Origin of the sequence: Candidatus Lokiarchaeum ossiferum (assembly GCA_025839675.1) — an archaeon.
Classification (GTDB): domain Archaea; phylum Asgardarchaeota; class Lokiarchaeia; order Sigyniarchaeales; family Promethearchaeaceae; genus Lokiarchaeum; species Lokiarchaeum ossiferum.
The window spans coordinates 836818-850347 of the sequence record CP104013.1 but is presented as its reverse complement, the minus strand read 5'-3'; the positions used below and the strand labels follow the sequence as shown (position 1 = coordinate 850347).

Genomic DNA, 13530 nt, shown 5'->3' with positions numbered 1-13530 from the left:
TGAGATTGTTTTCTAAAAATTCTAAAACAGAAAGTAAAAATATTCAAATTTTCATTGGAGGATTATAGATGCAAAACTATAAAGATCTCGATGAAGACACGGATGCATTATACAGGCGAATCCAAAATATTAAATCAATGCTAAGTGAAGAAAATAGTGAATATTCTGATGGATCAATTAATTTGGATGAGCCTGTCCAAGATACAGATGAGTATCGTGAATTTGTTTTGCAGTATATTGATACCATTAAAGATCAAATCGAAGAAAACCATGAAGAATATGAACAACTTTACCGATTAAAAGCTATTTTAGAGCAAAACGTTCAAAAATTATCTGATTCTCTTAATGTGGCCCGAAAACAAATTGAACGTCAAAATATCAAGCTTAGTTCTATGTCTAAAGCGAAAAATGATTTTGAAAATAAAGAAAAAGAATTTGAACTGACTATCCGCGATTATCAAAGTCAAATGAGGGAATTAAAAAAAAATTCAATTGAAATAGATTCAAAAATTGCAGAGGTCACTACTAAAAACTCTGAATTAGCACAAGAAATTTCCGAGTTAATGACGGATAATGCTGCATTTCAGAGAGAAAAAGATCAAATGGATAAAGAAATTTTTAATTTAGGGGAAAAATTAATTGCATCGGAACAAGCTCTTGAAGCCAAGCAAGCGGAATATGATCAAATTAATGACCGAATAAAAATGATTGAAAATCAAGTTAATTCGAATGAAGATAATACGGATGATCTCCTTAAAGAAAATATTGAACTCGGTGAAGGCATCCTTGAGATGGAAAAAACAATCAATTATTTAAAAGAAGGTCTGTTTAAATTTATGGAATTCATCAGACCGGATTTACCTCCCAAATCACTATACAAAATATTATATTGTTTAATTGAAAACAAGACTGTGAAGGTGAAGGAATTCAAAACCCTTACCAATATTACAATAAAAACCGCTTATTCTGATATCAAAGAACTTGAAAATATGGGTATGGTCTATATCAATCGCAAAAATGGCCGAAGTTATGTTGATTATACTGTTTCATTAGTCCTAGGAGACGAGGGAATTTAGGTGATGCTCGATGTTGTTTAAAAATCTTCGGCATCTTGCTGAAATTAAGGAAGATGAAGATGATATTTATTATGAAGAGACCGAAGAAGATGAATATGAGCGAGAGGAAATTAAGTCTGCTATAACTGAACTTTCGGACGCTGTGGCGACGATGAAAGAACTCGTCTTAAATGTTCTTGAAAATGAAGCTAGCGAAGAGAAGAAAGAAGATGAGCGTGCTATAAGCCAAGTTACTGAAATATATCGGTCACATTTAAAAATTAATTGGGATGAAGCCCATACTCATGATGTCCTTCCTACATTAAGATCCTTTGAACGCATTCAACAACATTTAAAGGAAATCAATTATTCCTTCGTGCATCTTGAAGTTAGTGAATATCGCTACTCTATTTTGCGCAACATTTGTGTATCAAAACTTACATACTTGCTCGAACGAATTTTATATAAAGTATATTGAGTCTTTTTTTTTGCTTCATTTTCTCTGCTTTTATCAAATTCCGAAAGAAAAAAATTAAAAACGAAAGAAAAGAGAATCCTATCAATGTTAACCAATACCTCATCCCAAATGCAACAACATGTGACTCAATGCATCAATTGTGGTCAATGCAATTTGGTGTGTCCTACGCACATTGCGGGAATTTTTAATCCCTTAGGTGTATTACGGGACCTTCAAATGCATGATCCTGAGACGGCTATTGCGAATCAACCGATTTACAATTGTTTAACTTGCAATCGATGTATGACTTTTTGTCCCGCCAGTAAAAACGGTGTGGGTATGAATATAGCGATGTTAATTCGCTATTTAAGAGCATATGCTATTGAAAATCAATTGAAATCTCCTGAAAAAAATGAATTCCCTGGGTCCTGTACAACTTTAGCTAAAAATTCTGAAAAATCTGATTCTATTCCAACGGTCGATAGTTTACAATATTTTAAGAACACTCCTAAACTCAAAATCGCCCAAAAAGGTGAGATTGCTTATTTTATTGGCAATTTAGCGGGATTAGAAGATTTAAATAAGGATCTTGGGTTGAATTTATCTGAAATACCTCAATCTGTTGTAGGCATTTTAAATCGAGTGAATATTTCTCCCGTAGTTTTAAATATGAAAGATTCTGGTCATGATGATCTTTGGGCGGGAAATATCGCGACTTTTCGCAAGATTGCTCAAACCAACGTTGACCTTTATAAAAAAGCCGGAGTTACAACCGTTATTGTGGAAGGAGCAGAAGCATATCGAACATGGAAATTTGATTATCCTAAGGCCGTTAAATCCTTTGGACTCAAAGTATATCATTTAAGTGAATATCTGCTTAACGAAAATTTAGTTAAAAAATTGGTTTTTGATAATTCCTTTACAGCCACATATGCTTTTCAGGATAGCAGTCGACTTGGTAGGTTAGGTGGTAACCATTATGAAGAACCACGCTCCATTTTAGGAAAAATTCCCGGAAATACACTTATTGAACTCGAATCTGCCCAAACAAGTGCTTTTGATTATGCTGGAGGGTTATATATCGTTGAAAATTCTACTACGGAAGAAATGTGGAAACAAAGACTTCATGAGGTTCAAGACACTGGAGTGCAATATTTCATTACCACATCTCCAAAAGCAATTGTTCAATATTCTAAGTTTGATTCCGATATTCCAATCAAGGATTGGGCTGTTTTTCTCTCCCGATTTTTGAAATAATCTTTTTTTTTTCCAGAAATAAACTTCTATTTCAACCATCCATTCTTTGAAAGAAAAATAAAGAAAAAAATACCGTTATATGTTAACGGCAAATCATTTTCAATTGATGAGCGGTTATTTAGGTTCGCTTTTTACGTTTCAAACCAATCATCACTAAGCCAATCAAACTGAACACTGCAAAGGATGTGTATCCATAACCAGGAATGTCGAAAGGTAGTGGCTCATCTGTTCCGGTTGTTGATGTTTCAGTTGTTGAATTCGTTGTTGTATTGGATGATGATCCCGCTTCCACTGTTGTGAATGCAAACATGACATATTTCTCATTTCCCGCTTCGTCCTTTGCCCAAATATGTAATTCATGGATTCCCAAAGCACTTGGTACGGGGGTAGTGAACAAAGTCCCTGTGACAATGACCATTGCTTCTGAATCCCAGTGGTATTTCAACTCAACGACGCCTACATTATCGGCGGCGGTAATAGAAATCGAAGAACCCACTTCAACATCTCCGGCTGTACTTGGCGAGACCAATATAATTGTCGGATCGGTTAAATCTAGCTGGACATAATTAGCTGGAATATCATCACTAAAGAATTCTCCCGTCGTATATCCTATAGTTGCTTCTGAGAGAACTGTTCGATCCCACTCTGCCCATGTTCCATTCGATATGTATTTTGTTCCCATGAACATATCTTGCATAATTCCTTGGTCATTTATAGCAATTCGCATGACATGTTCTTTTCCATCCGCTTGAACTCGTACTGTAAATGAACGACCTACAATATCTACATTTGCTGGTGTTAGCATTGCTCCGCCCAATTCAAGTCCATAATTCAGCATTTCTACAATTTCATCTTCGTATAGTGAAAGATCAGAAATGCCGATATCATAAATTTGAGATTGGAACCATGTCCAGACATCATCGTTGCGAACAGAGCCTAAATACCAGTAATTTAGATCAACAGGGCCTTCGGGTGTCTCAATATGCCATTCTTGGCTTTGATATTCAGTATCATCAGGTCCTTTCCAATATTGCTGACCTAAGAATACAATAAATTTATCACAAGCAGACATTACATTGATTATACGCCATTTTTGGTAAGATTTATCACTAGGATCTTTTGCTTCTTGATCTCCTTCCGCAGGTCTGTATTCGCTTCTTTCCCAAACAAATTCATGTAAAGGACTAACACCTGTAACAGCAGGGATATTGGTCTCATATATATCACCTTTACTACCATTCGTCATGAAAGCAACCATTCTCTCTCTTTGTTCTTCTCCTCTCCAATACGTTCCCATGTTTTCTTCTCGTCGTTGATATCTATCTTGATCTAAATGAGTTGTCATTCCAAATTCATTTACATCAAGAACAATATTCTGCCGTCCTTCATTTTTATAATCAGGTTCGTCTGATCCCCACTCAAATCGGAATCTGACTGCATTTTCGTCAAAATTATATGCCTCAGGCATTCCTGGACCATCTTCCATTGAAGTAAACAGATCAATCATATCCCCTTCAAGCTGGGACCAGTTGGCAACCATTGGTAACAACACAGGAGGTCCTTCCAAACCACCATGACCACCCATAGTTACGAAATTTTCAGGATGCATTGTATCATAGACTAAAAGAGGTTCAAACCTCTCAATATGCTTTTCAGTATTAAGCGAGCCATCATTCTTGAATGTTTGCACTTCCATTTTTCCAACTACTCCCATGGTAGTTCGGTTTAGGGCAAAGATGTGAGTTACTTCAAATGTTGCTAAATGAACTCTTTCATTTTCTTCATATTGCTCTGGACCATCACCCCATTTTCGGTTTTGATATTGTTCTTGGACCAAATATTGCCACCAATCACCTTCAACAACTCCCAAAGTTGGATCTGTATCATTCATTCCGCCTGCAGAACAGTCAATCACAAAATTCCAGTTATTATCTTCTCTCCCAGTTGAGTTTTCCTTTCTATTCATATGGAAGTATCGCGTTGTTCCAATATCGGGAAGTAATTGGATAAAGAAATATCCTTGGTCTCCTTCTGGAGTGGTACCCCATAGTTCATACCATTCTGCTGTTGATACATTAGTGGTACTAACTAAGCCCCAATCATCAACAATCAATTCCATCATCAAATCGTTGAATGCAGCAGAAGTTAAATCAATATCCTTATGGAAATAATTTTCCCCTACTGAACCAGATATATTATTTAGATTCACTCTGCCGCCTTCATGGTATGGTCGAATCATAACTAATTCTTCCGGTTCCATTCCTGGTGATGTAAAGAATTCTTGAGACACTATAATAATATCTTCATTAGTTGCAGGATTGTGATATATAAAGTCAACAGTATCTTTCATCCATAGTGAATTTTCATCTTTATCGTCTCCATCATTTTTTTCATTACCATACCATTCATTTATCTCGTAGTCAATCCGAACTTCTAAACTATATGTGTCCCCATAATATCCTGTATTACCCGCGACTCTGATCATGTGATGACCACTCACAGTTGTATCAAAGGATAGACCTATATGACCGTTTTTATCTGTTCCACCATCTCCACCATAGGGTCCTTCTAAAACTGCCCCTGTATTAGGATCAATTAAGGATAGAGCAACATCTGCTCCAGGATAAAATTGGACATGGATGTCGACATGTTTTCCGCTCTCCACATAAAAACTATAATAATCTGGATCATCGAAGGTACTTAAGTCCCAAAATTGTGCTGGGACACTGTATTCTCCTGCTGAAATATCTATTGGATTTTCATAATCATTATTTGGTTCCAAATAATCTGCTTCTTTAATCCACTGTTGGAATGGAGGGTTTAAATGATCAAATTGAAGTTGGTAACCTTGTCCAATGTTTTCACCTGAGATATTTAAAATTACATCGCGTCTGGTTTCGCCTCCTTTAATTACAAGGCCAAAATCATCATCAGAACTTGATGAGCTTTGAATTAATGTACCTGAATTGTCTAATTCTTCAATAATTAAGTCTTCTGTACCCATGCCCCAGTTATTGACTTCAATATAAAGTTCCTCAAATTCACCCAAACTGAAATTATAATAGTCATCATCCCAATGGGTTAAATCTTCATATGTTGGATTCTGATATTGATCTAACCATACTGCATTAGTAAAGATATCATTTTCTTGAACTCCATCTCGATATTCTAAGAAATCGTCCATTATGTCTGGATGTCCATAAATATCATGTTCGAGTTCTACTTCAAGAATATATCCGGCTTTATGTTCATAATCACTGAACACAGCAAATTCAACTGTCCCATCAAAATCAGCAATATCAATTTGCATATCATAATCATCAGGGTCAGAAGCCCAATCACTTTCCATTTGCGTTCCATCGGCAGGATTGATTCGAACTAATCCAAATCCCACTTGTTGATTATGTCCGTGCATATGAACGTGAAGAGTTACATCCGTTGTTATATCTATACGATAATAATCTGGATCAATACTCCTCATACTTCCATATCGTGTGGCATTATAGGTTTCAACTTCCCATAACTGATAAGCCGAGGTATAATCGTCATTTTCTTCTAAGAGATCGTCACTATCATACATGTATTGATAATCTGGCCCATCTGGTCCATCTGGCCCTTGATCCATTATATCAGGCATAAATCTATCAATTGTATCCCCCAATTCTAATCCAAAGGAATCGGGATATTCAAAGTCTAAAGCTGCAATTTCAAATCCTATCAGTTCGTTTTTACTTGTGTAATTATTAGAAGTTTCTTCATAATAGGTCAGAATTCCCGTTGAGGCATTAACCCATGCTTCCACTTCGAATAGATCTGATGGATCATCAGAACGATTTAAGTCAAATTTAACAATATGCCATCCTCCTGATGTTTCATAATACGAATTGATAGATGTAGCGCTAAAAGCGTCCATAATTCTTTGATCCGTATTTTCAGAAAGATTCACTGCATTTACGTCGACTATATCCGTGGAAAATAATATTGAATGGTTAAAGATAGGATATGTAAAGTTATCTGACAGCCATCTTTCATTATCGTTCCCTACATACTCATCATTCGCATAAATCCATTCCCAAGATTGTTCTGTTTCATTAAAGACTCCATTGTAATTGTCATAGGTTGTGTAATTTTCAGCTATATTCACTTCTGTTATTTCTACATAACATATACCTCTTTCGAGTTCAGAGTCCGTTTCATTTATTTTTTCTCCTGTCCAACTATAATAAAGTATATCTCCTTCAGATACAATTATTACGGGATCAGCAGCACTTTCTGGCGAGATTTCTACTGCTTCCATAGAACTAACTCCGGCAAATTGAGTTATTCCGGGGAAAGCTAAAAGCAGTAGAAATAACATCGCATAGGTTTTTCTTTTCATTTTAATCACTTTTCCTTAAAAAAAATGTCTAAATACAATTATGACATTTTTTGCTAAATATATACCCAACTATATATCATCAGTAACTTATGTAAAAAGAAATCAACGTCGCAAGATTATTTTATATAACTGGAATGTGATCAATTGTTTTGATGATATTGTTATACTATAGTAACTCAATTAAACTTTTAAATCTAGCAGATGACTCTTCAAAGTAATAAAAAATTACCCTAATTAAACTTGGGGCAACATTGAATAAATTTAATCGTTTCAAAAGATGGATTAGAAATTGAAATTACATTTTCAATATTTAAAATCTTTTAGATAGACTTCATTCTCTATTGAATCTTTTTTTAAGAAGTCAAATATATAAAAGAAAGTTTGATAATGGTATACATGGATTCTAATGAAAAGGATTTACAGAAGGAATTCAAAAGAATTTTTTCTATCTATTTGAACAAATTTCATTTCCAATCTTTTCACAAAAATTCCTTAATTTTCTTATTTCTTGATATATTTGGGTTAATTTTACTCGGAATTATAATTTATCCCCAGAATTATGAATTGACTCTATTTTGTTTTCTTCAAGGGACTTTTTGTCTCCTTGGGTATTATTATCTCCAAGAAGTTACGAAAAAGGACTGTTCCAGTCGTAATCAGAGTAAAAATGACCCTCAAAGTCCGGACTCATCATCACATCTTATGTATTCTCAAGTCCTTTCCATCACATTTTGGGTCTTTTGTATAGGGTTTTTGGTGATAAAATTATTTTCTTTATCACACCTCCCCTCAAATTTTAACCTTGACTCTGAAGAATGGGTGTTATTTTGGTACGCAATTTTAGTCTCTATCTCAGAAGAATTATTCTTCCGGGGATTCTTAATCAGTATTTTCTTGAATCTTCGATCAAAACGGGTTCAAATCGATCTTAGCCTGAAACCCAAGCCTCAAACTAACCTATATAATATGAAATTTGGAGAATTAATGTATGTTATTATTATCCAATCAATAATATGGACTTTATTGCATGTAAATTATTATGGAGATTTATCAGTATTACTACCAATTTTTGTTTCAGGTATTTTATTCGGGTTACTATTTGTATTTAAAAAGGATATCCGCATTCCGATTGCTTTGCACATGTTTGGCAATTTGATCGCAAATTTAGAGATGTTTTTCTAACTAATCTCTTGTGTTTTTCTTGATAATATTTTTTCTACTGTGTAATTTCTTTGCTTACAGCTATCAACTATAAATGGGAAGAGTTGTACTCTTTTTAAAAAACACTGCTCTCTATAAAATGAAGAAAATCTTGTTCTTTGGAATGTTTTGAAAAAACAGCTTCAAATATTTTTTTTATTCTTGGTTGGTATGCAAGTATTGACGATTCGAAGATCTCGATACCCATTCACCAAAACACGAAGTAAAAGCAATGGGAAGATTTCTAAGCAAGAACGTCATACTGCCATCATATTCATTATCGGTATGTGTTTATTTGGAGGATTTACTTTTTCATTTCTTATCGCATCAAAATCTGCTCCGTTTCTCAGTATTTTTAATGCTCCTGATCAACTTGTTGTGAAAAACAATATGGTTGGGATACACTCCTATGCTGAAGGGGATAATTATTATTTGGACGCGCTGTTCTTCGATTTGATTTCCCTAAAACAAATTGAATCTTTTTCTTTTTCATCCGCATCTCTGAAGGTTTTAATCTATGCGGATGAGACAAAGTTATGTGAATTAAATTACAATGAAGGAATTAATGATCTCGGGAGTATGTTAGAAGGGTCTTCAAAATCCTTTGGAATTTGCTTCTTAAACAATCAAAATGCTGATCAAAATTTAGATCCTGAAGAAACTGTTCAATTTTATCTCTTTTTTGGGCAGTCAGTCACTTTTCAAACAGATTCTCATGTAAATATAGTTATTGAATCTTCAGATTTCGGTTTTGAACTGGATTTCAAAATTCCTTCAATAAATAACTCTGGTTTTTCAATTGTTAAATAAAATATATTGGTTTATCTTGGGAAACGCTGATATGAATTATATATAAAAAAGACATAAAATTAATTCTATTACCAAGATGAAATTTAAATCAAAAAAATTTGTGCAATTTATCATCAATATTCTCAAATATTTAGGATAGGGATTATTTCAGCATGTAATACTCGCACAATTCTGCATTATGGTTCGTCGGAGATACTTTTTCAAATACTTTTTCAATTTTTCCATTTTCATCCACTAACCATGTTCTTCTTTTAATTTTACCTCCTTCCATAGATCCCAGCGCATTCAATAACTTTTTATCAGGATCTGAAAGCAATGTAAACGGTAAATTGTGTTTTTCAGCGAATTTCTTATGGGAAATCACCGAATCAGCACTGATTCCAAATATTTGGATATCTGCATTTTCATATTCCTTTATAGAATCCCTAAAGTTTTTTGCTTCCGTCGTGCATCCGGGGGTTGAATCTTTTGGGTAGGTATACAAGATTGATCTTTTACCTTTAAGTTGAGATAATTTCCAAGTTTTATTGTCTTGGTCATTCAGCTCAAGAGCCTCGGGAATAAAATCGCCTATTTTTAACATAATTTTTCACCAATATTTAGTAAAATAATCTCATTGACCCCCATTAAATTACATCGTTCCAAAATATTAGGTTTGTATCACTAAAAATTACGAACTAGAAGTCAAAGCAACATTTTCATAATAAAAAATTGAGATAAAAAATATTATTCTAATCTGAAACCCCCTGAACTGCAAGGATTGCATAATCAACACTTATTGTATGTTAAACAAATTTAAAATGTGATTATTTGATATCCTTTATCAATAAATTCAGACATTGGAGGATGACCGCTCATTGATCCAATTAACGGAAGTTTTTCTGCCTTGACTGCTTCAACAACTTTCATTTTAGTTGCACAAGCAAGACATACGCCATGTATAAGATTGGCGCTTTTAACTTTCGAATAGAGATCATTAAAGGGATGTTTTTCATCTTCATGAAATTCTTTGATCATTTTCACTGAACTACCTTCCACAACAATTAGAACATCATAGCCTTTGCCGTGCATTTCCATAGCATTCAAAAGTACATGGGCAAAACACATACCTTCTCCATTGAAAGAATATAAAATAAATTTTTTTTCCATAGTCTTCATCTTTTGTAGTATCTTAAAAGAATATCGAATAATTCACTATCTTTTTGCACAAGTCGCAAATTGCTCATTGTGGTATTAATGTGATTTTTGAACTTTTTGCATGTTGTGCAAATGCTTAAATTTATATAGGTAAAATTATTTAGATATAATAGCATTTGCAAAAGATGCAAATTGGATAACTATTCACTTTATGCGACAATATTTGTCTAAATACATTAATATGTCAAATCAGTGAATTTTTGAATCCAAATTCTTTGCAAAGGTGACAACAATGAATATGACAAGCTCTGATGTATTAATCCGATTAAAAAATTTATCTATGCAGTTTGGCTCATTTAAAGCAATCAACAATCTATCTCTGGATATTCATCGTGGAGAAATTGTTGGGTTTTTGGGGCCAAATGGTGCAGGAAAATCTACGACGATGAAAATAATGGCAAATATATTACGGTCGACCAGTGGGGAAGTCTGGATTCGAGCAAATGGTGAACTTGAAAAAATGACTTCTTTGAATAAAGATTACCTTCTAGATCACTTGGGATTCTTAATTGAAAACCCATATTTTTATAAAAATAGCACTCCTCGACAGATATTAACTTATTTTGCAAAACTAAAAGGTTATCCCCGAAATTTGATACATGATCGGGTAGTAAAAGTCATTAGAATGGTTGATATGGAAGAATGGATTGATAAAAAGTTAGGTACTTTTTCAAAAGGAATGCGCCAAAAAATTGGTGTTGTGTCCGCTTTTGTTCATGATCCAGATATAATTATTTTTGATGAACCCCATACAGGCTTAGATCCCAAGGCAAGAAGAGAAGTTCGTGATTTAATTCTAAAATTGAAAGAATTAAAAAAAACAGTATTTCTGAGCAGTCACTTATTGTATGAAATTTCAGAAGTTGCGGATCGTATTGCTATAATCTCACATGGAGAGTTAGTAACTTGTGATACTTTGGAGAACTTAGAACAGATGACTCGAAATAGTGTAATTCAATTAGAGATCTTGGAAACTTCAATTGAATCGACAATTATTCTTAAAAAAATTCGAGATACGATCAATTCTATAGTTGAAGAAAAGGATGTGAGTTATGATTCTGATGATAACACTTATTACATTAGATTTGATGGATCTCCTAAAAATCAACTTGAAATTCTCAAACAATTACTTCTCAATAATATTGATGTACTAGAATTTTCAGTCCCTAAAGCAGGATTATTAGAAGATTTGTATTTAAAGTTTGTTTCGGAATCAGATCAAAAATATAGAGAACTCAATATGAGTCCCATCAAAGTGGAGAGTAAAATATAGGAGCGATAATGATGTCAACAACAAAATTAATTAATAATACTTCTTCAAAATTGTCTCCTTTTAATCGGAAGAGCATTAGTTCCCAACGAAAAATTCAACAAATAACAGATACTGCTCTATTTGAAATAAGAAGAAACGTCAGAAAATTTATCTTTTTAGCGATAGTAATAATCATTTTTCATACGATATCCACGCTTTTATTCAATATTCAAGAGCAAAATGGTATGTATGGGGAAAATCCGACAATTCTTTCGTATGTCATGACTTTTATGTTTCCGATAAATATTTTAATAGTAATTATTGCAATTTCATTTGGAGGATCTATGCTAGTAGTAGATTTTCAGGGAAATACTGGAAATCTACTGTTTCCAAAGATTTCACGAGATAGAATTCTTGTAGGACGTTTTATAGCGGGAATGATCATGAGTTTCGGCTTGATTATATTATTTTATGCCGTAATTGGATTTGTAACTCTTATAAAATTTTCTGAAATTCCAAATTCATTATGGACTAGTTTAGCATGGGCCCTATTATATATGAATATGAATTTATCGTTTGTTGTGTTATTTAGTTCATTTCTCAAGAAAAACTCGTCTGTGGTAATACTATCTATGTTATTTCTACTGGTCTTTTTTGATTTTGTATTACTACTATTGCCTTTTCTTACAACTATTGAGCCCCTTTTCATCCCTACGTATTATGGAAAGATAATTACCGGTTGTTTTAATGCTGGTGATTTAAGATCGGTGACTGTAACAATTGGAACCACTTCGGAAATGACATCATGGAGTTCTCCTTCATCAGTGGGTGCGGTTTTGGGAATGTTATTGTTCACAATAATATTTACAACCGTTGCTAATTTCCTATATAAAAAAAGGCAAGATTCTTAGTTTTTTTCAGATTTTTTTTTTTCCATTATTAAAAGAAAAGCAAGATATGAAAATTGTAAAGCTTAAGTGAAATGAAATAAATAAGGAAATAGAGCTATGTCAAGTATCAATCCAAATAGTAGTGAAAGGACTGGATCAATACCTTTATCTATTTCTGAAGAGGTAAAATTGGATTTCAAACTAAGTTTGCAAGCATTTCGAAATAATGTAAAAGCCTTTATGGGTACCGAACTATTTGCTTTTCTATTTTTTGTAGTAGGGATGCTTATTTCTGTATTAATCACATTAATCTATTTAAAAGTGAAAGTAGAAGAAATTGCCGAACCGCTTGTAATTCTAATGCTACTCCCAGGATTTTTGATTTCCATTTGGCTTTTTCAAGCAATGTTAACCTGTCAATATGGTCTTGCATTTGACATTATGAGTTCGGGGGACATGTTTGCCGAATTTAAGGGTTCTTTTTCATATTTTAAACGATTCTGGTGGCAATATCCGTTGTTATCTCTCATTTTCACATTATCGGGTTTTTTTACTCAATTCGATCTGCCGATTAAATTCTTCATAACCGAAGTAAATGTTCAAATTATGCTTTATACACCTCTAACTTACTGTTTAACTGTTCTGTTCATTGAAATTTTTCCAAGTTTAACTTCTAGTTCTAATTTAAAAGCGAGTTTCAAAGAAAATTTCTTAATTTTAAAACAAAATCCTAAACGATTACTTGCAACTTGGGGTATATTTTACATTATCTTTCAATTTATACCTTCAATAGTTATTTTTATCATTAGCTTGCTTAGTAATCTACTTTTTGAAGAATTGATTACGATAATTATATTTATTACCTTGATAATCGTGATGCTCTTCTGGATGTTCGTAATCGGATATCCTGTAATGACTCTTATCGCAACAAGAATCTACAATAGCACTAAAGAAAGTGGGAATAACAAACGAATGGAATAACATTGATAAAATTCTCGTTCCAAGATAAATAAAAAAAAAAGAAAAAAGAAGGT

General features: G+C 33.3%; 11 protein-coding genes. 8 read left to right on the top strand and 3 right to left on the bottom strand.

Features of this window, described 5'->3' with window-relative positions:
• The first annotated feature begins 68 nt into the window (after positions 1–68).
• The 3 genes from NEF87_RS03440 (at position 69) to NEF87_RS03430 (ending at position 2769) form a co-directional block, all read left to right on the top strand.
• The gene (locus NEF87_RS03440; protein ID WP_371805000.1) at positions 69–1076 is read left to right on the top strand and encodes an HTH domain-containing protein; all 1008 of its coding nucleotides are present in this window, start codon (positions 69–71) and stop codon (positions 1074–1076) included.
• 10 nt (positions 1077–1086) lie between these two features.
• Positions 1087–1533 carry a hypothetical protein gene (locus NEF87_RS03435; protein ID WP_371804999.1) on the top strand — a complete coding sequence of 149 codons (447 nt, stop codon included), beginning with the start codon at positions 1087–1089 and terminating at the stop codon, positions 1531–1533.
• 84 nt (positions 1534–1617) lie between these two features.
• Positions 1618–2769 (top strand): (Fe-S)-binding protein, encoded by a 1152-nt coding sequence (locus NEF87_RS03430; protein WP_457918662.1) that lies wholly within the window; start codon positions 1618–1620, stop codon positions 2767–2769.
• 118 nt (positions 2770–2887) lie between these two features.
• On the opposite strand, the gene NEF87_RS03425 is transcribed toward NEF87_RS03430, so the two are convergent.
• Entirely contained in the window at positions 2888–7147 is a 4260-nt protein-coding gene (locus tag NEF87_RS03425; RefSeq protein ID WP_457918661.1) for a hypothetical protein, read from the bottom strand.
• 396 nt (positions 7148–7543) lie between these two features.
• Between NEF87_RS03425 and NEF87_RS03420 the strand changes: the two genes are divergently transcribed.
• A complete protein-coding gene (locus tag NEF87_RS03420) occupies positions 7544–8329 on the top strand; it encodes a CPBP family intramembrane glutamic endopeptidase (protein WP_457918660.1) in 786 nt (261 codons plus the stop codon).
• A 189-nt stretch (positions 8330–8518) separates the two neighbouring features.
• On the top strand, positions 8519–9157 hold the full coding sequence (locus NEF87_RS03415; protein WP_457918659.1) for a hypothetical protein: 639 nt from the start codon (positions 8519–8521) through the stop codon (positions 9155–9157).
• A gap of 142 nt (positions 9158–9299) precedes the next feature.
• On the opposite strand, the gene NEF87_RS03410 is transcribed toward NEF87_RS03415, so the two are convergent.
• Both NEF87_RS03410 and NEF87_RS03405 read right to left on the bottom strand, forming a co-directional pair.
• The gene (locus tag NEF87_RS03410) at positions 9300–9740 is read right to left on the bottom strand and encodes a peroxiredoxin (RefSeq protein WP_457918658.1); all 441 of its coding nucleotides are present in this window, start codon (positions 9738–9740) and stop codon (positions 9300–9302) included.
• Between the two features lie 212 nt (positions 9741–9952).
• Positions 9953–10306 carry a DsrE family protein gene (locus NEF87_RS03405; RefSeq protein ID WP_457918657.1) on the bottom strand — a complete coding sequence of 118 codons (354 nt, stop codon included), beginning with the start codon at positions 10304–10306 and terminating at the stop codon, positions 9953–9955.
• Between the two features lie 280 nt (positions 10307–10586).
• On the opposite strand from NEF87_RS03405, the gene NEF87_RS03400 reads away from it, so the two are divergent.
• The 3 genes from NEF87_RS03400 (at position 10587) to NEF87_RS03390 (ending at position 13477) form a co-directional block, all read left to right on the top strand.
• Positions 10587–11627 (top strand): ABC transporter ATP-binding protein, encoded by a 1041-nt coding sequence (locus tag NEF87_RS03400; RefSeq protein WP_457918656.1) that lies wholly within the window; start codon positions 10587–10589, stop codon positions 11625–11627.
• A gap of 11 nt (positions 11628–11638) precedes the next feature.
• The gene (locus NEF87_RS03395) at positions 11639–12517 is read left to right on the top strand and encodes an ABC transporter permease (RefSeq protein ID WP_457918655.1); all 879 of its coding nucleotides are present in this window, start codon (positions 11639–11641) and stop codon (positions 12515–12517) included.
• Positions 12518–12613: 96 nt separating this feature from the next.
• The gene (locus NEF87_RS03390; RefSeq protein WP_457918654.1) at positions 12614–13477 is read left to right on the top strand and encodes a hypothetical protein; all 864 of its coding nucleotides are present in this window, start codon (positions 12614–12616) and stop codon (positions 13475–13477) included.
• Positions 13478–13530: the final 53 nt, after the last annotated feature.